We start from the raw sequence: 24,523 nt of genomic DNA on the forward strand, positions 1-24,523 counted from the left end.
CCTGCGTCAGTACGCGATCCACGCATCGCGCCAGGCCGCACCCACGCCCGGCCGGTACGCCTCGGCATTGACGTTGCACCACGCACCTTCCGGGAACGGGCGGCAGGCATACAGCTTGCCGTCGCTGCTCTTCACCACGGTCTGGCCCGGTACATAGCTGCCGATGCCCGCCGGGTACACGTGGTCGAAATCACCGCCCGGCGACGGCGTACCCGGGTCCGGCACCCTGGTATCGAGCTGGAAGCGGTTGCCGTCCTTCAGGTACACGCGATTGTCGGTGGCCGACGCCGACGGCGTGATCACGCCATTGGCAAGCACGCCCACGCGCGCATGTTGTGCACTGCCATTGACCTTGCGCGCCAGCGCCAAGGGCCACTGCGAGGCAGACGTCTGGCCGCTGGCCAAGGTCGTTTCCACACGTTCGACATCGTTGCCGCTGGCGTTGAACACCCGCAGTGCCAGTGTGGTACCCACCGGCAACTCACCGCGTGCGGTCACCGGGCCAGCATCCTGCCATTGCGGTGCCGGCGTCGTACCTCCGCCGCCGCCTTCAAAGCGCACGTCCATGCAGGTGTAGAACGCTTCGGTCGAATCCGAGCGCTGCCAGGTGTTGTAGATCACATGCTGGCCGGTGCGCTGCGGCAGCGTGCACTGCAGCTTGTAGGTGCCATCGGCCGACAGCGGCGTATTGCCCAGGGTGCAGAACTCCTGCAGATCGGCCCAGCCCAGCGGGCTGCCCGGCTGCCAGCCTTCGCGGGTGACGTAGAAGCGCCAGTCACGCGTGGCATGTGGCGCGGTCGCCTTGAACACGAAGGTGAACTTGCCATTGGCATCGGCGTGGATGGGCGTGGTCTGCCAGTCGCTGCGGTTCACGTCCAGGCCGCGGAAGGTGGGATTGTTGCCGCTGCACAGCTTGCCGTCGGGCACCACGGCCTGGTGGTTGCCGTTGGCGTTGGCCTGGTTGATGCCGTTCCAGTCGTAGAACGCCTGCGATCCCCCGACCGCCTTGGCGGCGGCACAGGCGGGGTTGGTCGGATTCTCGGGATTGCCCTGGAAACAGGCATAGACGCGGCTGATCGGCGTGGTCATGGTGCCGTGGGCGGATGCATTCCCGGCCAGGCATAGGCCCGCAGCCGCGAACGAGGTGGCCATCAGCAACGGTATGGATCGGAATGACATGGCGCTTCCTTGTGGTCGTCGAAAGAGAGCGGTGACCGCAGGAGCTGCGCTGCACGGCGGACTTTCGGCGGCACCAGGGCGAGTATCGAGTCGCAGCGCAGGGTGCGGAACCATGGAAATGCCGATCCGTGACTGTGGGTGTGAAGCCCTTCCCGCAGGCTTCACGCGGGACTGAACGGATGCGCTGACGATCACGTCTTCGGCGTGGCAACGATCACGTCGTGGAGATCCTGCTACGTCGGCGGCATACCCACGCGATCCGCCTGGCATGAGAAGCAGCCGTGCGCCGCGTTGTGCAGCTGCACGAAGGCCACGGCAGGATCGGCAAACAGCGCGTCCAGCCGAGCGGAGACGTCCGTGCCCGCGCTGATCTCTGCGGCCAGCATCCATGCAGCCTGGTCATAGGCGCGCAACGAGATCATCCGGCGCTGTACGTACGGCGGTACTTCACCTGGCGGCAGCACGCATCGGGTCACGCCACGCTGCACGAAGATCGGGCCCGAGGCGTGATAGGGCGAATGCAGGGGCAGGTGCACATGGGACAACAGCAGCAGCTCGCTGCCACCGGTTGGATCGCTCAGGCTGATCCGGCAGGGGTGTCCTCCTGTTTCGCCGGCCCAGCGACGCTGGATGCCCAGCGCAGCCAACGCGGTGTCGCTCTTCTCGAACAGGTGCAGGAACGGGCGGTGGTCGATGCCACCGAGGTACCACGCATGCATGGGCGTCTCCTTGGTTTTCCGCGGATTCTGCGCATGCGCCGGCCGCCATGCTCGCCGTTTTCAGACCCCGCATCGCCATCGGGGCGGGAAGCGCCGGAGGGATCGCACCACAAGGCGCTAAGATGCGCGCGCCCCCCGGCCGATGAGCGCCGCATGTCCCTGGATTTCCCGACCATTACCGTGCTTGGCTTCCTGCTCTGCATCGGCATTGCCGTGGGGTTCTCATTGCTGCTGGTGGTGCTGCGCGGGCAACCGGTGCTGCGCCTGTGGACCGCCAGCCTGTGGCTGCTGACCCTGGGTGTGACCCTGCTGGCGCTGCGACCCTACCTGCCGTTGGCGCCGGCCATACTGGCCGGGAATGCGGCGATGGCCGGCTGCGCGGTGCTGATGCTGCGCGGCGTGGCGCTGCATCTGGAACAGCCGCTGCCGCTGTGGCGTCCATTGTTGATGGCGGCCGCCTTCATGGCCTGCATCTTCGCCTTCCTGGTGCTGTGGCCGGACCTGGGCGTGCGCCTGCAGGTGTTCAGTGTGTTCACGCTGCTGGTCGATGGCTGGATCGCGTGGCTGCTGCTGCGGCATGCCCCCGTGCAGCAGCGCACCAGCTGCCGTCTGGCGGCGGCGGTGTTCCTGGCCGAGGCGGCCCTGTACGCGGTGCGCCTGTTCCTGCCGGTGGCACCCGATGCCGGCGAGGACATCATGCGCACCGGTACACCGATGTTCGTCACCTACCTTGCCGGCGTGATGCTGGAACTGGCGCGGTGCTTTGCGATGGTGCTGCTGCTGGTCGAGCGCATGCTGGTCGATCTGCGGCGTGCGGCGCGCACCGATGGGCTGACCGGGCTGCTCAACCGCAGCGCGGTGCTGGCCGATGGACAGGCACAGTTGCAGCGGATGCGTCGGCAGGGCCGGCCACTGGCCCTGTTGCTGGTCGACGTCGATCACTTCAAGCAGATCAACGACCGCTGGGGTCATCTGGCCGGAGACCAGGTACTGCGCCACTTCGCTGCGCTGCTGCAGCACGGTTTGCAGGGCCACGACACGCTGCTGGGCCGCTACGGTGGCGAGGAGTTCGTGCTGGTGCTGGCCGGCAGCACGCAGGGTGTAGCGATGGCGGGGGCTGCGGCGATCCGTACCGCTCTGCAGCAGAAGCCGGCGCGGCTGACCACCGGGCCGGTGACGGTCACCGCCAGCATCGGCCTGGCCATGGACGACGGCCACGGCGACCTGTCCACGCTGCTGGCAGCGGCAGACGCGGCGCTGTACCGGGCCAAGGCCGCCGGCCGCGATCGCCTGGCCTGCGCCACGCCGGCGGAGATTTCGCGTCTGCCCATCGCCGACGACGCCGTGCCCGTGTAAGTTGAGTCACATCTTCCGCGGCAGCCCGTCGTGGTTGCCAGGAACGTCCTCCAGGGGAAACGAGCACGATGCAAAGTCACCACCTCGCGCTGGCCGCAGCGTTGGCCAGCCTGATGCTTGCCGGTTGCAGCCAGTCACCGTCACCCGGCGCCGAAGGCGCCAGCGATGCACCCAGCCGCCGCTTCGGCAGCATCGATTTCCAGCCCTGCACGCTGTCCACCGAAGGCGCCAGCGCCAACGTGGAAGCGCAGTGCGCCACCCTGCAGGTGCCTGAGGACCGGGCCCGGCCCGATGGCCGACGCGTCGGCCTGCGCATCGCCTGGCTGGAATCGGGCGATGGCGGCAGCAGCCAGCCCGATCCGGTGTTCTTCCTGGCCGGTGGTCCTGGCCAGGCAGCCAGCGAGGTGGCCGTCATTGTCGATACCGCCCTGCGTCAGGTGCGCAAGCAGCGCGACATCTTCCTCGTCGACCAGCGCGGTACCGGCGGCTCCAACCCGCTCAACTGCCGTGGCGCGGATGGCAAGGAACTGGCCATGGACGAGGATGCCGCACCCACTGAAGCATCGCTGCGCGATTACGCCGAGCGCTGCGCCGCTTCGCTGCAGGGGCGGGCCGATGCGCGCTTCTACACCACCACCGAGGCCATTGCTGATCTGGATGCGGTGCGTCAGGCGCTGGGCGTCGAGCGCATCAACCTGGTCGGCGGCTCCTACGGTACGCGCGTGGCCCAGCGCTATGCAGGTGCCTATCCACAGCACACGCGCAGCATCGTCATCGATGGCGTAGTGCCGAATGAGCTGGTGGTGGGCGGTGATTTCGCCACGACGTTCGAGGATGCGATCGCCCTGCAATCGGCGCAGTGCCGCAAGGATGCCGCCTGCAGCAAGCGCTTCCCGACCGACACCCGCGCGCAGCTGCGCAGCGTGGTCGAGACCCTGCGCCGTGCGCCGGTCTCGGTGGAGTATCGCGACCCCGGCACCAACCAGACCCGGCAGGATGTACTGAGTCCGGACAGCGTGATCGGCCTGGCGTTCGCCTTCTCCTATGTGCCGCAGTATTCCTCGCTGCTGCCGCTGGTTCTCGATGAAGCCGCGCATGGCCGCTATGCACCGCTGGCGTCGCTGGCACGTGGTGCGAACCGCAGCATGGATTTCCAGATCAATCGTGGCATGCAGTGGTCGGTGATCTGCAGCGAAGATGCGCCGCGCTACCACGCACCGGCCGAAGATCCCGAGCGCCTGTTCGGCAACGACGTGGCCAGTGCCTTCTTCGCCGCCTGCCCGGTATGGCCGCACCGGCCGGCACCGGCAGGCAATGCCGTGCCGCTGCGCAGTGACGTACCGGCGCTGCTGCTGTCCGGTGAGCTGGACCCGGTAACGCCGCCGCGCTATGCCGAGCAGGTGCTCAAGGGCCTGCCCAATGGCCGCGCGCTGGTCGCCCGCGGCCAGGGCCACGGCACGCTGACCGCCGGCTGCATGCCGCGCCTGCTCGGCCAGTTCATCGACAAGACCGATGCCAAGGCGCTGGATGCCGGCTGCCTGGACACGCTGAGCTACGTGCCGGCGTTCACCTCGTTCAACGGATGGGAACCATGATCGTCGCCGACAACCTGCACAAGGCTTTCGACACCCGCACGGGCCGCATCGAGGCGGTCTCCAACGTCGGCTTCCGCGCCGAGGATGGCCGCATCACCGGCCTGCTCGGCCCCAATGGTGCCGGCAAGACCACCACCATGCGCATGCTGTACACGCTGATGACCCCCGACCAGGGCAGCATCAGCGTCGATGGTGTCGATGCTGCGCGCAATCCGGTGGACGTACGCCGCCACCTTGGCGTGCTGCCCGACGCGCGCGGTGTCTACAAGCGCCTGACCGCGCGCGAGAACATCGCCTACTTCGGCGAACTGCATGGTCTCTCGGCCGAGCGCATCCGCGAGCGCATCGAGGTGCTGTCACATGCACTCGACATGGGCGATATCCTCGACCGCCAGACCGATGGCTTCTCGCAGGGCCAGCGCACCAAGACCGCGATTGCCCGCGCGCTGGTGCACGACCCACGCAACGTCATTCTCGATGAGCCGACCAATGGCCTGGACGTGATGACCACGCGCGCACTGCGCCGCTTCCTGCTGGGTCTGCGCGAAGAGGGCCGCTGCGTGATCCTGTCCAGCCACATCATGCAGGAGGTGGCCGCGCTGTGCGATCACATCGTGATCATTGCCAAGGGCACGGTGATGGCTGCCGGCAGCGCCGATGAACTGCGTGCGCAGGCCGGCGAATCCAACCTGGAAGATGCGTTCGTGAAACTGATCGGCAGCGAAGAGGGCCTGCACGCATGAGCATGATGTCGACCCTGATGACGGTGATGCGCAAGGAACTGCGCGACCTTTCCCGTGATCGCCGCACGCTGCTGCTGACCCTGCTGTTCGGGCCGCTGCTGTACCCGGTGCTGCTGCTGGGCATGGGCAAGCTGGCCGAGAGCCGGGTGCGCACCCAGATTGAACAACCGCTGCAGATTCCGACCATCGGTGCGGACAACGCCCCCAATCTGGTGCGTTTCCTCGCCGCGCAGGGGCTGAACGCCGCGCCGGCACCGAAGGACCTGGCCGAGGCCATCCGCAGCCAGCAGATCGACGTGGCACTGCGCATCAGCGATGACTTCGGCAAGGACTGGGCCGATGGCAAGCCGGCGCTGGTGGAGGTGATCAAGGACAGTACCCGTCGCGCCGCAGAAGTGCCCAGCGCACGCCTGGAGGCGGCACTGGCGACCTACAATGGCCAGATCGGTGCGCTGCGCCTGATGGCGCGTGGCATCGACGCACAGGTCGCGCGGCCGCTGGACGTGGCGCGCCAGGATCTGGCCAGTGCCGAAGCCAAGCGCGGCATGATCCTGTCGATGCTGCTGCCGGTGCTTCTCACACTCACCTCGTTCATCGGTGGCGCCTACCTGGTGATGGACGCTACCGCTGGTGAGCGCGAGCGGCAGTCGCTGGAGCCGCTGCTGGCCACGCCGGGTTCGCGCAGCGCGATCGTAAGCGGCAAGATCGCCGCCGCCTGCGTGGTCGGGTTCGTGTCGCTGCTGCTGACCCTGGTGGCGTTCAAGGTGAGCGCACAGATCGCGCCCGGCAACATCGGCCGCCAGTTCAACATGAATGTCGGTTCGATGCTGCAGATGCTGCTGGTGATGTTGCCGATGCTGATGATCGGCACCTCGCTGCTGACCTTCCTGTCGGCCGCAGCCAAGAGCATGAAGGAGGCGCAGAGCCACATGACCTGGCTGATGCTGCTGCCGATGATGCCCGGTTACGCGCTGGTGGCCTACCCGTTGAAGAGCGAGCTGTGGCAGTACGCCGTGCCGTTCCTGTCGCAGAACCAGATGCTGCTGAAGGTGATCCGCCACGAGCCGATCACGCCGGCAGTCTGGGCCATCTACCTGGGCGCCAGCCTCGGCCTGGCCGCACTGCTGTGGTTCGCCGCAGTGCGCCGGTACCACAACGAGCGCCTGGCCATCTCCGGCTAAGTGCGGGTGGTAGCGCCGGGCCATGCCCGGCGGATCTGAAACGAGGCCCGGTCATTCCGGGCCTCGTTGATTTCAGGACTGCGTTGCCTGCCAAATGGCGAAACGCTGGGCAATCACCGGTGCCAGTCGATCGAAGTTCTCCCAGGTATCGGCGACGTGGTACAGATCCGGGACATTGGCGCCCAGCTGTCCCTCATAGTCGTCCAGGTACTGGCCATTCTCGAGGTCGTGGTACGCAGCGGTGAACGTGTTGGCTTCATCACTGATCAGATCGTCGACGAATTTGCCGTCGCTGCACTCCAGCAGGAACAGGCCTGGCGTCGTTCTGCGTTCCAGCAACGCCTGCAGGTCTTCTTCTGCGTCCTCGGCGAGTTCCGCGCTTGCCATTCCCTGTAGCAGCAGCCACGCCAGGTACATGCCAATGTGAGTAGCACCGGCCTCTGCAGGAAGATCCGAAGGGAAGTCACCCCCGGAATGCCAGCTGGCGTCGTCGTACTTCATCTGTTGCGCTCCTGAAATCAGCAAGCAGCTTAGGTCGCAAGGAAGGCTAGAGGGAGTGCTGGATACGTCAGTCCTCCCCGTACCGCGCAGGCGTCACTCCCATCTCGCGCTTGAACACGGCGATGAACGCACTGGGCGTGTCGTAGCCCATCGACAGCGCGACGCTGATCACCGGTTCGCCCGCCAGCAGGCGTGGCAGCGACAGCAGCACGCGCAGGCGCTGCCGCCACTGGCTCAAGGTCATGCCTGTTTCGGCCTGCCAACGGCGGGCAAGGCTGCGGCCGGACAGGCCGCTGCTGGCGGCCCAGTCCTCGATGCTGCGGCCGTCTTCGGGTGCGCGCGCCAGTGCGGCGGCGATCTTCTGCAGTCGCCGGTCACGCGGTTGTGGCAGGGCAAGCGGCAGAGGCGTGCTGGCGGCGATCTCATCGGCGATCACACCGGCCAGTCGTGCCTGCGCAGCATCCAGTGGCTGGTGGGGCCATCGCAGCGCACGTGTCGTCGCCGCCCGCAGCAGTGCATTGGGCTGGAAAATGCGCGGTGTGGCGGGCAGGCCCAGGCAGGCCTCGGCGTTGAAGTACAGGCTCCAGCCATCGAACCCGTCTGCGCTCAGCAGCGCGTGGGGCAGCAAGGGCGGTATCCAGGCGACGTGACCTGCGGGCAGCAGCCAGTGCAGGTCGTCGGCGGCGATCCGCAGCAGCCCTTGGTGTGCACCCAGCAGCTGCCCACGGGCATGCCGGTGGCGCGCTGTGAGACGCATACCGCGTTGGCGCAGCCCGGCCGCCAGCACCACCGGTCCGTCGGCGGTATCGGCCAACGCGGGGTCGAGTAATCCGGTGGTTGTCTGATCTGCCATATCAATTGGCAGTTATACGGCAGAAACGTCGCGTCCGCGTCCCGACACTGGAGCCTACTTCAACGGAGCGCTTCCCCATGCAGCCACAGGACATTCTTCCCGACCATCAGAACGACGTGCAGGTGAACGGCGTCACCGTGCGCAAGGGCAGCGTAGGTGCTTTCCTGGCCAGCGTTCGTGACTGGCAGGATCCGTCCAGCGATCCCGCCTTCCGCGCCACTGCCGAAGCTGACCTGCGTGCGTTGCTGCCGGGCCTGCATGCGCTGGGTCTGTTCCAGGTGCTGGTCGCGCGCGATCCTGCCCTGCAGCACCTGATTGATGGCGCGGCCTGAAACGGACAAGGCCCGGACGGACCGGGCCTTGGCGTCATGGAGGCGGCAGAAACGACTTGATCCCGTCCGTCCCCTTTTCTGCGGTCAGCCGCCCGGCGCGAACACCAGGGTGCGGCGGGTGGTGACCGGCGCGTTGACGGGCTCGAAGCGCCAGCGCTTGACCGCGTTCAGGGCTTCGCGGTCGAAGGTCCGTCCGGACGTTGCGCGCAGCACGCGGGCGCTGACCACTGAGCCGTCGGTGCCCACGGTGATCTCCACCAGTACTTCCCCCGACGTTCCCGAACGCAGGGCTTCGGCCGGATAGCGCGGCGCTGGCGTACTGACCGGGCGCAGGGTGGGAGCTGCGGCGGCGGCTGCCTGGCGCGCGGCGCTGGCCTGCTGGGCGGCGGCCTGCTGCTGCTTCTGTTCGGCATCGCGACGGGCCGCGGCTTGGCGCTCGGCCTCCTGGCGCTCGCTGTCGCGGCGTGCGGCATCCTGCTGCGCGGCGATCTGCTTGGCCGCGTCGGCTTCCTTGGTGCGCTGTTCGGCCAGGCGCTGCTGTTCGATCTGCTGCTTGCTGCGGTCCTCGGCGTCCTTCTTTGCCTTCTCGGCTTCGGTCTCGGTGCGCTTGGCGGCGTTTTCCACGCCCTTGGCCAGGCCTTCCTTCAGGCGCGGAAGTGCGGGGGCGGAGGCATCCACCTTCTCGATCAGTGCCATCAGGCGCTGCGCCTCGGTGTAGTCCTCGCGGCCCAGGTGCTGCTCGGCGGCGATCAGGGTGTAGGGCAGCAGATCGGTCAGCGCGCTCTTCACCGAGGCGTCGTCCGGCGTCTTGTCACGCAGGGCGAGGTAGTACTCGATGGCGTTGTCGCCGGCCGGTGCATACATGCGGTTCTCGCGCAGCGCCTGGCTGGCCGACTCGCGCAGCTGCTCGGTACCCATCGACTGCACCTTGGCAGCGACCACCGGTGCGGCGGGTGCGGCAGCGGCAGGCGCCGTGGCGGCAGCAGGCGCTGCGGATTCTTCCTTGCCCGAGCAGGCGGCCAGTGCCAGTGCCAGGGCAACCGGCAGCCACCGGCGCGCGGCGGTGATCGTTGAGACGTGCGACATCCTGCTCCCCTCTAGAAGACGACGTGACGTAAATCATTGATACGCATGGCCGGGACTTGGGGTCCGGGCGCGGCAGGGTGACGTTTCCCGACGCCACCGCCGGCAACGGCGAGGGTGCAATCTAGCATCCCGGCCACCGCCGCGTACAAGGGCGGTGGCCGGGACGGGGCAACGGCGTCACGTCGCTGCTGGCAACGACCTCAGTGGTCGTGCGCCTTGTCGTGCGACTTGCTGTGGCCGTTGGACATCAGCTTGTCGGTCCAGGCGATGCCGATCGCCGACAGGATGAACACGCAGTGGATGATGGTCTGCCACAGCACGCCTTCCTGGGTCATGGTCGTGCAGGTATCGACGCCAGCGTTGTAGAAGCTGGTCGAAGCCGACGACACTGCAGCGGCCCATTGTTCCGGTTTGCACAGCGGTAGTCCCTTCAGCGCGCTGGTGGCGATGAAGGTCTTCAGCAGGTGGATCGAGGAGATGCCGATGATCGCCATCGCCAGCTTCACCTTCAGCACGCTGGCGTTGACGTGGCTCAGCCATTCCGGCTGGTCCGGGTGGCCTTCCAGGCGCAGGCGCGAGACGAAGGTCTCGTAGCCGCCGACGATCACCATCACCAGCAGGTTGGAGATCATCACCACGTCGATCAGGCCCAGCACGATCAGCATGATCTGCTGTTCGCCCATCGAGACCGAGTGGGACAGCAGGTGCCAGAGTTCCTTGCCGAACAGGAACACGTAGACGCACTGGGCAAGGATCAGGCCCAGGTACAGCGGCAGCTGCAGCCAGCGCGAGGCGAAGATCAGCGAGGACAGCGGGGACAGGGGGCGAGGACTGTGGCTCATGCAGGACAGTGCGTTTCGGGGGAGCCGCGAGGTTACCGGCCCGCCATGACGGTGCCAACCCAACTCACGCACTAGACTTCAGGTTCCTTTCCGCACCCCGAGCCGCCGCCATGATCGACCTGTATTACTGGCCCACCCCGAACGGCCACAAAGTGACCCTGCTGCTGGAAGAAGCCGGCCTGGAGTACCGCATCCACCCGGTCAACATCGGCTCGGGCGACCAGTTCAAGCCGGAATTCCTCGCGATCTCGCCGAACAACAAGATGCCGGCCATCGTCGACCACGCCCCGGCCGATGGCGGCGCCCCGCTGAGCGTGTTCGAGTCCGGCGCGATCCTGCTGTACCTGGCCGAAAAGACCGGCCAGTTCCTGCCCAGCGACCCGCGCGGCCGCGTCACCACCCTGGAATGGCTGTTCTGGCAGATGGCCGGCCTGGGCCCGATGAGCGGCCAGATGGGCCACTTCAACGTGTATGCGCCGGACAAGATCCCGTATGCCATCGAGCGCTACGACAACGAGGTGCGCCGACTGCACGGGGTGATGGACAAGCGCCTGGCCCAGCACGCCTTCCTTGCCGGCGACGCGTACAGCATCGCCGACATGGCCAGCTATCCGTGGATCGGCGCCTACGACAAGCTGCCGGTGGATTTCGCCGCGTTCCCGAACCTCAAGCGCTGGCACGACGCCATCGCCGCACGCCCGGCCACCCAGCGCGCCTATGCCCTGCGCCAGCAGGTGAACCCCAACGCCGGCAAGCCGCTCAGCGACGAAGAGCGCAAGCACCTGTTCGGCCAGCGCTGACCCAGGACGGTGGGTGCCGGCCGTTGGTCGGCACTCGTCAGCATTCCTTATGGGCAAAAGGTCATGCTGCCTTCCTGCACGGGCTTGGTTAGGATGGGGAACGACCGCCCCGTGCTCCGAGACGGGGTGGACCTGCCGTTTGCCGGGATCCTCCATGCGCCACCTGTTCGCTTCGCTCGCCCTCATGCTCGCCACCACAACCGCCGCCCACGCTGAAAAGCTGACCCTGGAAGCCATCACCGGCCCGTTGCCGTTGTCCGGCCCGACCCTGATGAAGCCGAAGGTGGCGCCGGACGGTTCGCAGGTCAGTTTCCTGCGCGGCAAGGACAGCGACCGCAACCAGCTGGACCTGTGGACCTACGACATCGGCAGCGGCCAGACCCGGCTGCTGGTCGATTCCAAGGTGGTGCTGCCCGGCACCGAAACCCTCAGCGATGAGGAAAAGGCACGCCGCGAACGCCAGCGCATCGCCGCGATGACCGGCATCGTCGATTACCAGTGGTCGCCGGACGCGCAGCGCCTGCTGTTCCCGTTGGGCGGCGAGCTGTACCTGTACGACCTCAAGCAGCAGGGCCAAGCCGCGGTACGCCAGCTGACCCACGGTGAAGGATTCGCCACCGACGCCAAGCTGTCGCCCGAGGGCGGCTTCGTCAGCTTCATCCGCGGCCGCAACCTGTGGGTGATCGACCTGGCCAGTGGCAAGCAGCTGCAGCTGACCCGTGATGGCAGCACCACCATCGGCAACGGCGTGGCCGAGTTCGTCGCCGATGAGGAGATGGACCGCCACACGGGCTACTGGTGGGCGCCGGATGATTCGGCCATTGCCTTTGCCCGCATCGACGAGGCACCGGTGCCGGTGCAGAAGCGCTACGAGGTCTACGCCGACCGCACCGACGTGATCGAGCAGCGTTATCCGGCCGCCGGCGATGCCAACGTGCGCGTGCAGCTGGGCGTGATCGCACCGGCCGCCGACGCGCAGCCGCGCTGGGTCGACCTGGGCAAGGAGCAGGACATCTACCTGGCCCGCGTCGATTGGCGCGATGCGCAGCACCTGAGCTTCCAGCGCCAGTCGCGCGACCAGAAGCAGCTGGACCTGGTGGAAGTGGCGCTCGATTCCAACCGCCAGCGCGTGCTCGCCCACGAGACCAGCCCGACCTGGGTGCCGCTGCACAACAGCCTGCGCTTCCTCGACGACGGCAGCGTGCTGTGGTCGTCCGAGCGCACCGGCTTCCAGCACCTGTACCGCATCGACAGCAAGGGCAAGAGCACCGCGCTGACCCACGGCAACTGGCCGGTGGACGAACTGCTGGCGGTCGATGAAAAGGCCGGCAAGGCCTACTTCCGTGCCGGTATCGAGACCTCGCGCGAAAGCCAGATCTACGCGGTGTCGCTGCAGGGCGGCGAGCCGCAGCGCCTGTCGAAGGCACCGGGCATGCACAGCGCCACGTTCGCCCGCAATGCCAGCGTCTACGTTGACAGCTGGTCCAACAGCACTACGCCGCCGCAGATTGAACTGTTCCGCGCCAACGGCGAGAAGATCGCTACGCTGGTGGAGAACGACCTGGCCGATCCCAAGCATCCGTATGCGCGCTACCGCGATGCGCAGCGCCCGGTCGAGTTCGGCACGTTGACGGCGGCCGATGGCAAGACCCCGCTGAACTACAGCCTGATCAAGCCGGCCGGCTTCGATCCGTCCAAGCGCTACCCGGTGGCGGTGTACGTCTACGGCGGCCCGGCCAGCCAGACCGTCACCGACAGCTGGCCCGGCCGTGGCGACCACCTGTTCAACCAGTATCTGGCCCAGCAGGGCTACGTGGTGTTCTCGCTGGACAATCGTGGCACCCCGCGACGTGGCCGCGACTTCGGTGGTGCGCTGTATGGCAAGCAGGGCACGGTGGAAGTGACCGACCAGCTGCGCGGCGTGACCTGGCTGAAGCAGCAACCGTGGGTGGACCCGGCGCGCATCGGCGTGCAGGGCTGGTCCAACGGTGGCTACATGACCCTGATGCTGCTGGCCAAGGCCTCGAACCAGTACGCCTGTGGCGTGGCCGGTGCGCCGGTGACCGACTGGGGCCTGTATGACAGCCATTACACCGAACGCTACATGGATCTGCCGGCGCGCAATGAAGCGGGTTACCGCGAAGCGCGCGTGCTGACCCATATCGACGGCCTGCGCTCGCCGCTGCTGCTGATCCACGGCATGGCCGACGACAACGTGCTGTTCACCAATTCGACCAGCCTGATGAGCGCGTTGCAGAAGCGTGCACAGCCGTTCGAGCTGATGACCTACCCGGGTGCCAAGCATGGCCTGTCCGGCGCCGATGCCCTGCATCGCTACCGCGTGGCCGAAGCCTTCCTGGGACGTTGCCTGAAGCCCTGATCCGCAGCCGGGAAGGAGCCCGCCGATGACCCTGCCACCACCGATTCCCGCCCATCGACAGACGTCCGCCGGTTGGTGGTGCCGTCATTGGCGCTGGGCGATGCCGCTGACGGTGGTGCTGGTGCTGGGCGGCGCAGGTGGCGTGGTGACCTGGAGCGTGCTGCGCTGGAGCGAGGCGGCACGCGAGAGCCCGCCGATGCGCGAAGCGCTGCGTCGCGCGGGCTGCAGCATCGAACTGGTGGAAGCCTTCGGCGAGCCGCTGCATATCGAATCGATGCCGCTGGGCAGCATGCAGACCGCGATCAATGGCCAGCGCGATGTCGGCCTGACCGTGGCCCTGGAAGGACCGCATGCGCACGGGCGATTGTTCGTGCAGGGCAGCCGTCGCGAGGAAGTCTGGGATTACCCGGTGATGTATGTACTGGCCGAAGACAAGCAGACCTTCGATCTGACCGCGCTGGATGACGACGAGGCTGCGGGAGAGTGCGAGTTGCAGGCCTGCCGTGATCGCGGCGAATGCCCGCTGACCGCGGCGTTGTGACCTCCAGCCGATTGTCGCCATCGCCGTGAGCGCGTAGGGTGCGGGCAACCCTGTCCTGGAGTGCACCATGAAGCCGATTGCATTGGCCGTTGCCCTGGCCCTGACCGCCGCCCCGTTGCTGTCCGCACCGCCAGCCCTGGCCGCGCCGGCTGCCAAGGCCACTACTCCGGCCAGCCCGGCCTGGGTTGCCCGCAGCAATGCACTGGCGCAGATCCTGCTTGATGCACAAGGCCCGTTCCAGCCGGAGGAAACCGGCTTCTTCGGCGTTCCCGGCTACGACGACAAGGTCGCAGACCTTGGCCCGGACAACGGCAAGCGCTATCGCGCCGCGATGGCCAAAGCCCGCGATGAACTCAAGGCAAAGCTGGTCACCGAGAAGGATCCCAACGTCCGCCAGGACCTGGAGATCATGATCCACGCCGCCAGCCAGAACATCGAAGGCAGCGAGCTCAACGAGAAATACCTGCTGCCGTGGAGTGATGCGCCGCAGACCGTGTTCAGCGGCCTCAACCTGCTGCTGTCCGACCAGGTGCCGGCCGAGCGCCGGGCCAAGGCGCTTGACCGCCTCAAGGCCTATGCCGGCCTGCAGCCGGGCGGCACCGCGTTCACCACGCTGGCCCGCCAGCGCTACGAAGAACGCCTGAAGGACAGCAGCCTGCTGCAGCCGACCAAGATCGAAGTGCAGCAGTCGCTGGACAACGTTGAGACCTACATCACCGGCATCGAGTCGCTGCTGAAGAAGTACCAGATTGCCGGCGCCGATGAAGCGATGAAGGCGCTGGCCGGGCAGATGAAGGACTACGCCGCCTGGACCCGCAAGGAAGTGCTGCCGAAGGCACGCACCGATGCGCGCCTGCCGGCGCCGTTGTACGCCTACCAGCTCAAGCAGGTCGGCATTGACATCGATCCGAAGCTGCTGATGCAGCGCGCGCAGCTGGAGTTCATGGAAACCCGCTCGGCGATGCAGCAGCTGGCGCCGCTGGTGGTGAAGGACAAGGGCCTGAAGGTGGCCGACCCGAGCGACCCGGTAGCGGTGATCCGCGCACTGAAGGCCGACAAGATCGCCGACGATCATCTGGAAGGCCACTACCGCAAGGTGATCGATGCGATCGACCCGCTGATCCGTGAGCACGCCATCGTCGACGTGCCCAAGCGCGCCATGCAGATGCGCCTGGGTTCGGCTGCCGAGAGCGCGGCCAGCCCGGCGCCGCACTTCCTGCCGGCGCCGCTGGTCAACAATACCGGGCAGCAGGGCACCTTCGTGCTGCCGCTGGGCAACCCGGCTGCGGGCCCGGGTGCGCAGTACGACGACTTCAATTTCGGTGCGGCGGCATGGACGCTGAGCGCGCATGAAGGCCGCCCCGGTCACGAGCTGCAGTTCACCGCCATGGTCGAGCGTGGCGTGTCGCTGGCACGCACCATGTTCGCGTTCAATTCGGTGAACGTGGAAGGCTGGGCACTGTATGCCGAGGCCGAGATGGTGCCCTACGAACCGCTGGACGGTCAGATGATCGCCCTGCAGTTCCGCCTGCTTCGTGCCGCGCGCGCGATGCTGGACCCGATGCTCAACCTCGGCCTGACCGATCGCGCCAACGGCGAGCGCGTGCTGATGGAGCAGGTCGGCCTGTCCAAGGCGATGGCCACCCAGGAACTGGACCGCTACATGGTGCGCATGCCGGGCCAGGCCGGCAGCTACTTCTACGGCTACACCCGCATCCTGGAGCTGCGCATGCAGACCGAGCTGGCACTGGGCGCGAAGTTCGATCGCCTGGCGTTCAACAACTTCCTGCTCGACCAGGGCCTGCTGCCGCCGGACCAGCTGGCCGATGCGGTGAACAAGGTGTTCGTGCCGAAGTACCGGCAGAAATAATCGGTAGCGCCGGGCCATGCCCGGCGAGCGCAGCGGGAGAGACGCCGGCCGCTGGCCGGCACTACCCGCGGTGACGCTGCCGCGTCACCGCTGCGGGGTGATCACCTGTGTCGGCAACCGCGCTGGCGGTGCCGGATTCGGCACCCAGATGGCGACGCCGGCGGCGCGCTTCTGCGTCGTCGGAATACCGATGCCGACGCCGCCACCGACGTGCGAACCGAACGTGCCGGCGCCCACCGACATGCCCACCGGCGAGCCGCTGCTGCCCACGCCCATCAGCACCACGCCATTGGCGCCGAGCGCGGCGGCCTCGCGCTTCAGGCGGGCCACGGCGGCATCGGTCTGGCCCTGGGTGCCGAAGCCGACGGCGGAGGCCGATTCCAGCTGGGCGATTTCCTGGGAGCCGGCCGGTGGCGTCGAGTAGATCTGCACCAGCGCCGGATCGATCGGTGCGCGGGCGCGGCCCAGCATCACCTTGGAGGTGCTGGCACAGCCAGCGGCGACCAGCAGGATGGCCGCCAACGCGGCCCAACGGATGTTCATGGCACGACCCCTGTAGGACTGGTTGCGATCATCGGCGGGCCACTCTGAATCGGCGCCAACACCCGGGCCAGGGCACGCACGGCAGCACGCTAGCACGGTGCGGGTGACAGCCCCGCCAATGGCAGTAGGCGGCGGCAGCGGGAACGTCTATGGTTGGGGCAGGAACCAACTGCGGGAGAGCGGCATGGGTGTGATCAGTCTGTTGTGGGGCGTACTGGCGCTGTTGTGGATGATCCTGGCGCTGATTCCGCTGCTCGGCTGGGGCAACTGGTTCCTGATCCCGTTCGCTGCGGTGGGCGCGGTCATCGCCGCGCTGGGCATCCTGTTCACCCACCCGAGCAAGCGTGGCCGGGCTTGGGCCGGCCTGGTCCTGAACGGCATCGTGGTGGTGGTGGGCATCCTCCGCCTCGGCCTGGGTGGCGGCGTGATCTGAGCCCGCGCCCGGGTGCGACAGGGCGTCGCAGGCGCACGGCCGATGGCCGGGCAGGGGCGTACAATGAATGGCTGCGCGAGCCCCCCGCGTGCCTGTGAATCCGCGCCCGGCGCGGCTGCCCCATGATCATCCGACCCCGTCCCCACGGCTGGCAACTGCTGTACATCCTGCGCGGTTCGATCGTCAAAGCGATCGCGCCCAAGGTGCTGGCCATCCTGATCCTGTCCATCGCCGTGGCCGCGGTGGTCGAGCTGGCGCCGCCCACCGGCATCGAACGCGTGTCGGTCACGCCGTTCACCCTGCTTGGCCTGGTGCTGTCGATCTTCCTCAGCTTCCGCAACAGCGCCTGCTACGAGCGCTGGTGGGAAGGCCGCAAGCTGTGGGGCCAGCTGGTCTACGAATCGCGCTCGCTGGCCCGCCAGGTGAACCTGCTGCTGGCCGATGACACCGGCCGTCGCCGCCGCATCGCCTATCTCACCACCGCCTTCGCCCATGCATTGGCCGGTCGCCTGCGCGGGCGCATCGTGGCGCTGATGGCCCTGCCGTGGCTGGACAAGCGCCAGCGCGAACAACTCGGGCAGCGTGAGAACGTGCCCGACGCGCTGCTGTCGATGATCGCGGCCGAGTTGGCCCAGGCCCTGCGCGCCGGTGACCTCGACCCGATCCTCTACACCCAGCTGGAAGAGCGCCTGCACGCGATGTCGTCGATCCAGGCCGGCTGCGAGCGCATCCTCACCACCCCGCTGCCGTTCGCCTACACCCTGCTGCTGCACCGCTGCGCGTGGATGTTCTGCGTGCTGCTGCCGTTCGGCCTGGCCAGTTCGCTGGGCTGGGGCACGCCGGTGCTGTCGGCGGTGCTGGCCTACGCCTTCTTCGGCCTGGACCAGCTGGGCGAAGAAATGGAAGACCCGTTCGGCCTGGAGCCGAACGACCTGCCGCTGGACGCGCTGGTGCGCACGATCGAGATCGACCAGCTCGACGCGCTCGGCGAACGCCCATTGCCCGAACCCCTGCTGCCGCAGGGCTACCTGTTGCAATAGCCACTCCTCGGAGCCTGCCATGTCCCACCCGCTTTACCGCCCGCGCCGCATGCGCCATGACGAGTTCTCGCGCCGCCTGATGCGCGAGAACACGCTGACCACCGACGACCTGATCTACCCGGTGTTCGTGCACGAACTGGCCGGCCGCACCGCAGTTCCGTCGATGCCGGGCGTGGAGCGGCTGTCGATCGAAGAGCTGCTGAAGGTGGCCGAAGAAGCGCTGGAGCTGGGCATTCCGGTGATCGACCTGTTCCCGGTGATCGACCCGTCGCTGAAGTCGCTGGATGCGTCGGCGGCGTGGGCCGAGGACGGTCTGGCGCAGCGTGCGATCCGCGCGCTGAAGTCGCGCTTCCCGGAGCTGGGAGTGATGACCGACGTGGCGCTGGACCCGTACACCACCCACGGCCAGGACGGCATCATCGATGACAAGGGCTATGTGCTGAACGACATCACGGTCGAAGCGCTGGTCAAGCAGTCGGTGTCGCACGCCGAGGCCGGTGTGGACATCGTCTCGCCGTCGGACATGATGGACGGCCGCATCGGCGCGATCCGCCGTGCGCTGGATGCCGGCAACCACATCAATGTGCGCATCATGGCGTACTCGGCCAAGTACGCCTCGGCGTTCTACGGTCCGTTCCGTGATGCAGTGGGCAGCGCGGCCAGCCTCGGCAAGGCCGACAAGAAGACCTACCAGATGGACCCGGCCAACGGCGACGAGGCCCTGCGCGAGATCGCGCTGGACCTGGAAGAGGGCGCCGACATGGTGATGGTCAAGCCGGGCATGCCGTACCTGGACCTGGTGCGCCGGGTGAAGGAGACGTTCGGCGTGCCGACCTTCGCCTATCAGGTGAGTGGCGAGTACGCGATGATGAAGGCCGCCTTCGCCAACGGCTGGCTGGACGAGCGCGCCTGCGTGCTGGAGTCGCTGCTGGGCTTCAAGCGGGCCGGTGCCGACGGCGTGCTGACCTATTTCGCGCCGCAGGTGGCGCGATGGCTGCGCGAGCGCTGACAATAGCGCCACGATAGACGGAGGACTGCGCGATGGGACCCGAACTGGGATGGATGCAATGGTTGATCTGGGGCATCGGTACGCTGGTGTTCGGCGCCATCATCGTCGGTGTCTTCATCGCCGCATGGCGCGCGGGCAAGCGCCCGCCGGAGCAGCTCTCCGCCGCCCGCCACGTGGCCCGTGAGCAGGCCCTGCCGGAGAGCGTGCAGGCCGAGCTGGCCGCGCTGAACCAGCGCAAGGACAACGGCCAGTTGAGCGAAGTCGAGTACGAGCAGCAGCGCGCGAAGGTGTTGTCGCGCTGACGGGTGGGTGCCAACCTTGGTTGGCACTTTCCCGCATGCCAACCAAGGTTGGCATCTACCGGGCGGCAGGCACGCACCCCGCAACCGCCGCCACCTTCGGCACCGCCAACCGGTACACATCCACGCCACCGGCACGTGGCGCCTTCGCCGCACTGCTGGCAACCATCATCTCGCCCGGCTTGGCGTTGTCGATCACCGGCGCGCCGGTCCAGCCGCCGGCCTGGTTGAATGACAGCCCCAATGGCTGCAGCGCCGCGCCGGTCCACGCACAGCCGCTGCTCCACACCTGCGCGGTCGCGCCGCTGCCACGACTGAACACCACGGCGCCGTCGTTGCCCAGCCAGTCGCCGTCGGTCTCGTCGTCGGCGCTGTTCAACGCGGCCAACGCGGTGGCTGGGCCACGCACGCCCTGCGCGTCCAATGACGCCACGAACAGGTCCCAGCCCGCGCCGCGACCCTGCTCGCGGGCGAACAACAGCCGCTTGCCGTCCGCACTCAGGGCCGGCCCGCGCTCTTCCCGGCGCCCACCATCGCCCGCCAAGGGCTGCGCCTTCCCGAGCTGGCCGTCGGCTTCCACCGTGGCCCGGTACAGCGCCAGCGCGCCCTCGCGGCCGGCCGCGAACAGCAGCCAGCGGCCATCACGGCTGAAGTAGGGATCGCGGGCCTCGCCGGCCACGCCCACCGGCAGCGCCTGCGCCTGCTGCCAGCGGCCCTCGACCATGCGTGCCTGCCACAGGCCCCAGCCCGCCTCGCCGCGGCGTGCGAACACGATGCGCTGGCCATCGGCGCTGATCGTGGCGCGGCCCTCGTCGGCACGGGTCGAGACCACGCCCATGCCTTCGATGCCGTACTCGTTCAACGCCATCGCCACGGGGGCAGAGAGTAGACTGGCGGCAAGCACCAGCAGGGGCGGGGTGATGCGCATCATCCGGGTCCGTGCACGAAAGAGCATCAGTCTAGCCAGCTTGAGGATTCCATGACCGACCGTTACGCCGTCTTCGGACACCCCGTTGCCCACTCGAAGTCGCCGCAGATCCACGCGACGTTCGGTCGCCAGGAAGGCATCGCGGTGGATTACCGCGCGATCGACCTGGCGCCGGATGCGTTCCTGGCCGGCCTGGAAGCCTTCGCCGCCGAAGGCGGTGTCGGCGCCAACGTCACCTCGCCGCACAAGGAGGCTGCGTTCTCGGTGTGCTCCACCCTGACCGCACGTGCGCGCCGCGCCGGCTCGGTGAACACGCTGCTGCGCAAGGGCGACCGCTGGCATGGCGACACCACCGATGGCATCGGCCTGGTGCGTGACCTGACCGACCGTCATGGCCTGGACCTGCGTGGCCGCCGCATGCTGCTGATCGGTGCCGGTGGCTCCGCGCGCAGCGTCGCCCCGGCCTTCCTCGATGCCGGCATCACCGAGCTGGTGGTGGTCAACCGCACGCCGGAACGCGCCGATGAACTGATCGACGCGATGGGCGAACCGGGCCGCGCGATCAGCCGCTACTGGGAAGACCTGCGTGATCTGGGCGACTTCGAACTGATCGTCAATGCCACCTCGGCCGGCCGCGACCGCGACGTCGAGTTCAAGCTGCCGCTGTCGCTGGTCAATTCGATGACCACCGCCGTCGACCTGAACTACGGCGAGGCCGCCATCGCCTTCCTGGCCTGGGCGCGTGCGGCGAACTGCCGCAATACCGTGGATGGCCTGGGCATGCTGGTCGAACAGGCGGCCGAGAGCTTCCTGCAGTGGCATGGCGTGCGCCCGCAGACCGACGAGGTCTACCAGTCGCTGCGCCAGGGCTCGGCCGTGCTGGCCGGCGAGGACTGATCGATGGACAGCACAACGTTGATGGTGACCGTGCTGAGCATGGTCGGCGTGCGCCTGCCGGTACTGATCGCGCTGTGCATCGGCCTGGTCTGGGTGATCGGCGCACCGCGCGATGCCACCCGCACCGGCGCCCTGGTCGGCCTGGGGCTGTTGCTGCTGTCCAGCCTGGGTGGCCTGGCGGCGGGCATCCTGCCCATGTGGCTGGTCAGCAGTGGAAACTTCAGCGCCATCTCGGGCATGGGCGCCATCCTCGGCGTGCTGCATTTCGCGCTGGCGATGGTCGAGGCCATCGGCGTGGTGCTGCTGGTGTGGGCACTGGTGCGCCTGCTGCGTAGCCGTACGATCCCGGCGGCCTGACCGGTCGCGCCGGGCCATGCCCGGCGTATCTGGCCCCTGAGAGGTCCGGCCACCGGACCGTGACCGCCGCCAGGCGTCGTCGCTGGCCCGTTCAGGGTGCCAGCGGCGGTGAACGTGGCCGGCCATGCGACAATGACCGGCCTGATCCAGCCACGGTACTTCCCGGCGTGACCGAAACCGTTGCCGCTCCGCGCACGCTCGATGACACCTTGAAGGATGCGATCCGCAAGGCGTACACGACGCTGCAGGCCAATACCCCCGGCTTCTCCACCCGCCGTTCGCAGAGCCAGATGATCGGCGTGGTGTCGCGCGCGCTGTCGAAAAGCGGCGGCGTCGGCGTGGTCGAGGCGCCCACCGGCGTCGGCAAGAGCCTGGGCTACCTCACCGCAGGTGTACCGATCGCGCTGGCCAGCAAGAAGAAGCTGGTGATCAGCACCGGTACCGTGGCGCTGCAGTCGCAGCTGGTGGAGCGCGATATCCCGAATTTCCTCAAGGCCACCGGCCTGGAAGCGACCGTGGCGCTGGCCAAAGGCCGCACCCGCTATCTGTGCACGCGCAATGCTGCCGAGGCACAGGGTGAGGGCTCGCAGGGCGGCATGTTCGAGGATGACGCGCCGCTGTTTGATCGGCCGCTGGCGCCGATCGAAATGGACATCGCCAAGCGCCTGACCGACGCCTTCACCAGCGGCAGCTGGGATGGCGACATCGACAACGCACCGGAGACCATCAGCCCCGGCCTGCGCAGCCGCATCACCACGCCGGCCTCGGGCTGCGCCGGGCGCCGCTGTGCCTATTCGGCGCAGTGTGCGGTGCTGCGTTCGCGCAACACCGTGCGTGATGCGCAGATCGTCGTTACCAACCACGCGCTGCTGCTGTCGGCGCTGTCGATCGGCGACAGCGACAACGGCCAGCCGTTGATCGCGCCGCCGTCGGACATGCTGCTGGTGCTGGACGAAGGCCATCACATCGGCAACGTGGCGATCGACCAGGGCGCGGCCAGCCTGGCGCTGGATGAAATGGCCAAGCGCACCGGCCGCCTGCAGATCCTGATCGCCGGTGCCTACCGCGCGGTCGACAAGGACCGCCTCGGCAACCTGCTGCCGAACGAAGCGATCGAAGTGGCCAGCAACGTGGCCAAGCAGTTGCGCGCGTTCCGCGATCATATCGAGCGCGTGTGGATGCCGGCGCCGGCGGACGAAGAGCCGATGTGGCGCGCGGCCAATGGGCGACTGCCCGACGCCTGGCGCGAGCCGATCGAGGCGCTGGCTGACGATACCCGCAGCCTCTACAACTGGGCGCATGCCGCCACCGCGCAGGTCGCCAAGGGCAAGCCGGACGATGCCGCGCGCGAGCGCCTGCAGCGCAACCTGGGCATGGCGCTGGAAATGATCGAGCAGCAGTACAACCTGTGGCAGGCCTGGCGCCGCGAGGACAAGGACGGCGCGCCGCCGATGGCGCGCTGGGTCACCGCCACCCGCGACGGCGACCTGGTGCTGCACGGCTCGCCGGTGTCGGCCGCGCACGTGCTGCGCAAGCTGCTGTGGGATGAAGTGGATTCGGTGGTGATGACTTCGGCGACGCTGACCGGCGGTGGCGATTTCCAATCGCTGGCGATCGACAACGGCATTCCCGAAGAGGCCGAGATGGTTTCGCTGTCGTCGCCGTTCGACCTGCCCAACCAGGCCGAGCTGATCGTGCCGAAGTTCCCGGTCACGCCGGATGACCGCGAAGGCCATCCGCGCGAAGTGGCACGCTACCTCGACACCGAGCTGGATTGGGCCAAGGGCTCGATGGTGCTGTTCACCTCGCGCTGGAAGATGGAGAAGGTGGCTGGCCTGATGTCGGCCGCGCGCCGCAAGCAGGTGCTGGTGCAGGGCGAGATGTCCAAGACCCGTCTGATCGACGAGCACCTGCGCCGTGTCGCGGCGGGTGAGGGCTCGGTGCTGTTCGGGCTGAATTCGTTCGGCGAAGGCCTCGACCTGCCAGGTGAAGCCTGCACCACGGTGGTGATCACCCAGGTGCCGTTCGCGGTGCCGACCGACCCGCAGACCGCCACCCTCAGCGAATGGTTCGAGGGGCGCGGGCTCAATGCGTTCAACCTGATCGCCATTCCGCATGCGCTGCGCACGTTGACCCAGTTCGCCGGCCGCCTGATCCGCACCTCCACCGACACCGGCCGCGTGGTCATTCTTGATTCGCGGCTGCTGACCCGTCGCTACGGCAAGCGCATCATCGACGCCCTGCCGCCGTTCAAGCGCGTGATCGGCTGAGGCGGGGTCGGATCCCTTCCGCAGGAAGGGCTCTGACCCCAGCGCGCGCGCTGGCGCTCAACCGCCCTCCGGCTTCCGGCAGCCTGGCCCATAGGCCTCCACGTAGGGTTTGCCGAAGCAGCGCAGCAGTCCATCAAGCACGTCCAGGTTCGGCGGCCACGGCATCTGCACCTGCTGCCCGCCCTCGGTGGTGAAGTGGTAGCGGCCGTCCTTGATGTTCTCCGCCATCGCGGTGGGCGTCGATATCGCGACCAGCCTCGCACGAGCCTTCTCCAGGGCGCTGCGGTCCTGGCGCAGGAACGCGACCATGCCGTCCACGTAGGCATTCCAGTAACCCGGGTCGCTCCCGTTTACTGGCTTGTGGCTGCGTTCCATCAGCGCAATCGCCTGCGCGGTCTGCCCCAGCTCCGCGCGCAGCTGGCCCTCGTGCCACGTGATGATGACATTGCCTTCCGCTTTGGGCAGTGCGCCGTAGGCGGACAGCAGGTCGGCCGCTTCGCGGGTACAGCCGCGGTCGGCCAACGGGCGCCAGCCACCTTCCAGGTCCTGATCGAACCGGCCAGGTTCCATCGCCAGCATCGCTGCACGGTCGTAGCTGCAGTCGGGTGCTTTTGGCGGTTCGGCTGCTGCACCCATGGCAGCGGCCAGCGCAAAGGAAAGCAACATCATCTCAACCTCCGTGTTGGTGACTTCCTGGACCACCATAACGGATCAGGATGGGTAGCGCCGGCCGCCGGCCGCCGGCCGGCAACCTCATTGATGTGGAGCG

25 protein-coding genes are annotated in these 24,523 nt (G+C 67.7%); 16 read left to right on the top strand and 9 right to left on the bottom strand.

Annotation, left to right across the window (positions count from 1 at the left end):
- Positions 1 to 6: 6 nt before the first annotated feature.
- Both RI032_RS09725 and RI032_RS09730 read right to left on the bottom strand, forming a co-directional pair.
- On the bottom strand, positions 7 to 1,179 hold the full coding sequence (locus RI032_RS09725; RefSeq protein WP_164191666.1) for a lytic polysaccharide monooxygenase: 1,173 nt from the start codon (positions 1,177 to 1,179) through the stop codon (positions 7 to 9).
- 233 nt (positions 1,180 to 1,412) lie between these two features.
- Positions 1,413 to 1,898: a DUF1203 domain-containing protein gene (locus tag RI032_RS09730; RefSeq protein WP_279939577.1), complete on the bottom strand. Its 486-nt coding sequence runs from the start codon at positions 1,896 to 1,898 to the stop codon at positions 1,413 to 1,415.
- 153 nt (positions 1,899 to 2,051) lie between these two features.
- Between RI032_RS09730 and RI032_RS09735 the strand changes: the two genes are divergently transcribed.
- The 4 genes from RI032_RS09735 (at position 2,052) to RI032_RS09750 (ending at position 6,773) form a co-directional block, all read left to right on the top strand.
- Positions 2,052 to 3,254, top strand: coding sequence for a GGDEF domain-containing protein (locus RI032_RS09735; protein WP_279939578.1), 1,203 nt, complete (start codon positions 2,052 to 2,054; stop codon positions 3,252 to 3,254).
- Positions 3,255 to 3,322: 68 nt separating this feature from the next.
- Positions 3,323 to 4,849: an alpha/beta hydrolase gene (locus RI032_RS09740; protein WP_235652271.1), complete on the top strand. Its 1,527-nt coding sequence runs from the start codon at positions 3,323 to 3,325 to the stop codon at positions 4,847 to 4,849.
- The gene (locus RI032_RS09745) at positions 4,846 to 5,592 is read left to right on the top strand and encodes an ABC transporter ATP-binding protein (RefSeq protein WP_322548196.1); all 747 of its coding nucleotides are present in this window, start codon (positions 4,846 to 4,848) and stop codon (positions 5,590 to 5,592) included. The genes RI032_RS09740 and RI032_RS09745 overlap by 4 nt, the downstream gene beginning before the upstream one ends.
- A complete protein-coding gene (locus RI032_RS09750; RefSeq protein ID WP_019336744.1) occupies positions 5,589 to 6,773 on the top strand; it encodes an ABC transporter permease in 1,185 nt (394 codons plus the stop codon). The genes RI032_RS09745 and RI032_RS09750 overlap by 4 nt, the downstream gene beginning before the upstream one ends.
- 72 nt (positions 6,774 to 6,845) lie before the next feature.
- Here the strand turns inward: RI032_RS09750 and RI032_RS09755 are convergent, their stop codons facing one another.
- Together RI032_RS09755 and RI032_RS09760 are read right to left on the bottom strand one after the other, a co-directional pair.
- Entirely contained in the window at positions 6,846 to 7,274 is a 429-nt protein-coding gene (locus RI032_RS09755) for a DUF7832 domain-containing protein (RefSeq protein ID WP_322548197.1), read from the bottom strand.
- Between the two features lie 67 nt (positions 7,275 to 7,341).
- Positions 7,342 to 8,127 (bottom strand): AraC family transcriptional regulator, encoded by a 786-nt coding sequence (locus RI032_RS09760; RefSeq protein WP_322548198.1) that lies wholly within the window; start codon positions 8,125 to 8,127, stop codon positions 7,342 to 7,344.
- A gap of 77 nt (positions 8,128 to 8,204) precedes the next feature.
- On the opposite strand from RI032_RS09760, the gene RI032_RS09765 reads away from it, so the two are divergent.
- On the top strand, positions 8,205 to 8,459 hold the full coding sequence (locus tag RI032_RS09765) for a hypothetical protein (protein WP_010482232.1): 255 nt from the start codon (positions 8,205 to 8,207) through the stop codon (positions 8,457 to 8,459).
- Positions 8,460 to 8,543: 84 nt separating this feature from the next.
- Here the strand turns inward: RI032_RS09765 and RI032_RS09770 are convergent, their stop codons facing one another.
- Complete coding sequence (locus RI032_RS09770; RefSeq protein WP_322548199.1) at positions 8,544 to 9,545, bottom strand: energy transducer TonB; 1,002 nt, start codon at positions 9,543 to 9,545, stop codon at positions 8,544 to 8,546.
- A 200-nt stretch (positions 9,546 to 9,745) separates the two neighbouring features.
- Positions 9,746 to 10,387 carry a TIGR00645 family protein gene (locus RI032_RS09775; protein WP_019661669.1) on the bottom strand — a complete coding sequence of 214 codons (642 nt, stop codon included), beginning with the start codon at positions 10,385 to 10,387 and terminating at the stop codon, positions 9,746 to 9,748.
- Positions 10,388 to 10,497: 110 nt separating this feature from the next.
- Here RI032_RS09775 and RI032_RS09780 point away from each other — a divergent pair, with 110 nt between their 5' ends.
- The 4 genes from RI032_RS09780 (at position 10,498) to RI032_RS09795 (ending at position 15,978) form a co-directional block, all read left to right on the top strand.
- Positions 10,498 to 11,187, top strand: coding sequence for a glutathione binding-like protein (locus tag RI032_RS09780; protein WP_010482229.1), 690 nt, complete (start codon positions 10,498 to 10,500; stop codon positions 11,185 to 11,187).
- 154 nt (positions 11,188 to 11,341) lie between these two features.
- The gene (locus tag RI032_RS09785) at positions 11,342 to 13,567 is read left to right on the top strand and encodes a S9 family peptidase (RefSeq protein ID WP_322548200.1); all 2,226 of its coding nucleotides are present in this window, start codon (positions 11,342 to 11,344) and stop codon (positions 13,565 to 13,567) included.
- A 25-nt stretch (positions 13,568 to 13,592) separates the two neighbouring features.
- Positions 13,593 to 14,108 (top strand): cytochrome c oxidase assembly factor Coa1 family protein, encoded by a 516-nt coding sequence (locus RI032_RS09790; protein ID WP_322548201.1) that lies wholly within the window; start codon positions 13,593 to 13,595, stop codon positions 14,106 to 14,108.
- Between the two features lie 67 nt (positions 14,109 to 14,175).
- Positions 14,176 to 15,978: a DUF885 domain-containing protein gene (locus tag RI032_RS09795; protein ID WP_322548202.1), complete on the top strand. Its 1,803-nt coding sequence runs from the start codon at positions 14,176 to 14,178 to the stop codon at positions 15,976 to 15,978.
- Between the two features lie 84 nt (positions 15,979 to 16,062).
- Here the strand turns inward: RI032_RS09795 and RI032_RS09800 are convergent, their stop codons facing one another.
- Positions 16,063 to 16,521: a hypothetical protein gene (locus tag RI032_RS09800; protein ID WP_010482223.1), complete on the bottom strand. Its 459-nt coding sequence runs from the start codon at positions 16,519 to 16,521 to the stop codon at positions 16,063 to 16,065.
- Positions 16,522 to 16,705: 184 nt separating this feature from the next.
- Between RI032_RS09800 and RI032_RS09805 the strand changes: the two genes are divergently transcribed.
- The 4 genes from RI032_RS09805 (at position 16,706) to RI032_RS09820 (ending at position 19,305) form a co-directional block, all read left to right on the top strand.
- A complete protein-coding gene (locus tag RI032_RS09805) occupies positions 16,706 to 16,954 on the top strand; it encodes a hypothetical protein (RefSeq protein ID WP_006475755.1) in 249 nt (82 codons plus the stop codon).
- A 122-nt stretch (positions 16,955 to 17,076) separates the two neighbouring features.
- Positions 17,077 to 17,994 (top strand): bestrophin family protein, encoded by a 918-nt coding sequence (locus tag RI032_RS09810; RefSeq protein WP_010482217.1) that lies wholly within the window; start codon positions 17,077 to 17,079, stop codon positions 17,992 to 17,994.
- A gap of 19 nt (positions 17,995 to 18,013) precedes the next feature.
- Positions 18,014 to 19,003: a porphobilinogen synthase gene (hemB, locus tag RI032_RS09815; protein ID WP_010482215.1), complete on the top strand. Its 990-nt coding sequence runs from the start codon at positions 18,014 to 18,016 to the stop codon at positions 19,001 to 19,003.
- 32 nt (positions 19,004 to 19,035) lie between these two features.
- A complete protein-coding gene (locus RI032_RS09820; protein ID WP_010482214.1) occupies positions 19,036 to 19,305 on the top strand; it encodes a gas vesicle protein GvpG in 270 nt (89 codons plus the stop codon).
- A 55-nt stretch (positions 19,306 to 19,360) separates the two neighbouring features.
- Here RI032_RS09820 and RI032_RS09825 read toward each other — a convergent pair whose 3' ends face one another.
- Positions 19,361 to 20,233, bottom strand: a complete 873-nt coding sequence (locus RI032_RS09825) for a PD40 domain-containing protein (protein ID WP_049480085.1) — start codon at positions 20,231 to 20,233, stop codon at positions 19,361 to 19,363.
- Positions 20,234 to 20,281: 48 nt separating this feature from the next.
- On the opposite strand from RI032_RS09825, the gene aroE reads away from it, so the two are divergent.
- The 3 genes from aroE (at position 20,282) to dinG (ending at position 23,754) form a co-directional block, all read left to right on the top strand.
- Positions 20,282 to 21,127: a shikimate dehydrogenase gene (aroE, locus tag RI032_RS09830; protein WP_010482212.1), complete on the top strand. Its 846-nt coding sequence runs from the start codon at positions 20,282 to 20,284 to the stop codon at positions 21,125 to 21,127.
- Between the two features lie 3 nt (positions 21,128 to 21,130).
- Positions 21,131 to 21,484 carry a hypothetical protein gene (locus tag RI032_RS09835; protein WP_029379808.1) on the top strand — a complete coding sequence of 118 codons (354 nt, stop codon included), beginning with the start codon at positions 21,131 to 21,133 and terminating at the stop codon, positions 21,482 to 21,484.
- A gap of 167 nt (positions 21,485 to 21,651) precedes the next feature.
- Positions 21,652 to 23,754, top strand: coding sequence for an ATP-dependent DNA helicase DinG (gene dinG / locus RI032_RS09840; protein WP_057504157.1), 2,103 nt, complete (start codon positions 21,652 to 21,654; stop codon positions 23,752 to 23,754).
- Positions 23,755 to 23,811: 57 nt separating this feature from the next.
- Here the strand turns inward: dinG and RI032_RS09845 are convergent, their stop codons facing one another.
- Positions 23,812 to 24,423, bottom strand: coding sequence for a hypothetical protein (locus RI032_RS09845; protein ID WP_322548203.1), 612 nt, complete (start codon positions 24,421 to 24,423; stop codon positions 23,812 to 23,814).
- Between the last annotated feature and the right edge of the window lie 100 nt (positions 24,424 to 24,523).

The organism is Stenotrophomonas geniculata (genome assembly GCF_034508895.1).
GTDB lineage: Bacteria > Pseudomonadota > Gammaproteobacteria > Xanthomonadales > Xanthomonadaceae > Stenotrophomonas > Stenotrophomonas geniculata.

Coding starts and splice junctions, on each gene's coding strand:
- RI032_RS09725 (WP_164191666.1), bottom strand. CDS start 1,179: ATGTCATTCCGATCCATACCGTTGCTGATGGCCACCTCGTTCGCGGCT.
- RI032_RS09730 (WP_279939577.1), bottom strand. CDS start 1,898: ATGCATGCGTGGTACCTCGGTGGCATCGACCACCGCCCGTTCCTGCAC.
- RI032_RS09735 (WP_279939578.1), top strand. CDS start 2,052: ATGTCCCTGGATTTCCCGACCATTACCGTGCTTGGCTTCCTGCTCTGC.
- RI032_RS09740 (WP_235652271.1), top strand. CDS start 3,323: ATGCAAAGTCACCACCTCGCGCTGGCCGCAGCGTTGGCCAGCCTGATG.
- RI032_RS09745 (WP_322548196.1), top strand. CDS start 4,846: ATGATCGTCGCCGACAACCTGCACAAGGCTTTCGACACCCGCACGGGC.
- RI032_RS09750 (WP_019336744.1), top strand. CDS start 5,589: ATGAGCATGATGTCGACCCTGATGACGGTGATGCGCAAGGAACTGCGC.
- RI032_RS09755 (WP_322548197.1), bottom strand. CDS start 7,274: ATGAAGTACGACGACGCCAGCTGGCATTCCGGGGGTGACTTCCCTTCG.
- RI032_RS09760 (WP_322548198.1), bottom strand. CDS start 8,127: ATGGCAGATCAGACAACCACCGGATTACTCGACCCCGCGTTGGCCGAT.
- RI032_RS09765 (WP_010482232.1), top strand. CDS start 8,205: ATGCAGCCACAGGACATTCTTCCCGACCATCAGAACGACGTGCAGGTG.
- RI032_RS09770 (WP_322548199.1), bottom strand. CDS start 9,545: ATGTCGCACGTCTCAACGATCACCGCCGCGCGCCGGTGGCTGCCGGTT.
- RI032_RS09775 (WP_019661669.1), bottom strand. CDS start 10,387: ATGAGCCACAGTCCTCGCCCCCTGTCCCCGCTGTCCTCGCTGATCTTC.
- RI032_RS09780 (WP_010482229.1), top strand. CDS start 10,498: ATGATCGACCTGTATTACTGGCCCACCCCGAACGGCCACAAAGTGACC.
- RI032_RS09785 (WP_322548200.1), top strand. CDS start 11,342: ATGCGCCACCTGTTCGCTTCGCTCGCCCTCATGCTCGCCACCACAACC.
- RI032_RS09790 (WP_322548201.1), top strand. CDS start 13,593: ATGACCCTGCCACCACCGATTCCCGCCCATCGACAGACGTCCGCCGGT.
- RI032_RS09795 (WP_322548202.1), top strand. CDS start 14,176: ATGAAGCCGATTGCATTGGCCGTTGCCCTGGCCCTGACCGCCGCCCCG.
- RI032_RS09800 (WP_010482223.1), bottom strand. CDS start 16,521: ATGAACATCCGTTGGGCCGCGTTGGCGGCCATCCTGCTGGTCGCCGCT.
- RI032_RS09805 (WP_006475755.1), top strand. CDS start 16,706: ATGGGTGTGATCAGTCTGTTGTGGGGCGTACTGGCGCTGTTGTGGATG.
- RI032_RS09810 (WP_010482217.1), top strand. CDS start 17,077: ATGATCATCCGACCCCGTCCCCACGGCTGGCAACTGCTGTACATCCTG.
- hemB (WP_010482215.1), top strand. CDS start 18,014: ATGTCCCACCCGCTTTACCGCCCGCGCCGCATGCGCCATGACGAGTTC.
- RI032_RS09820 (WP_010482214.1), top strand. CDS start 19,036: ATGGGACCCGAACTGGGATGGATGCAATGGTTGATCTGGGGCATCGGT.
- RI032_RS09825 (WP_049480085.1), bottom strand. CDS start 20,233: ATGATGCGCATCACCCCGCCCCTGCTGGTGCTTGCCGCCAGTCTACTC.
- aroE (WP_010482212.1), top strand. CDS start 20,282: ATGACCGACCGTTACGCCGTCTTCGGACACCCCGTTGCCCACTCGAAG.
- RI032_RS09835 (WP_029379808.1), top strand. CDS start 21,131: ATGGACAGCACAACGTTGATGGTGACCGTGCTGAGCATGGTCGGCGTG.
- RI032_RS09845 (WP_322548203.1), bottom strand. CDS start 24,423: ATGATGTTGCTTTCCTTTGCGCTGGCCGCTGCCATGGGTGCAGCAGCC.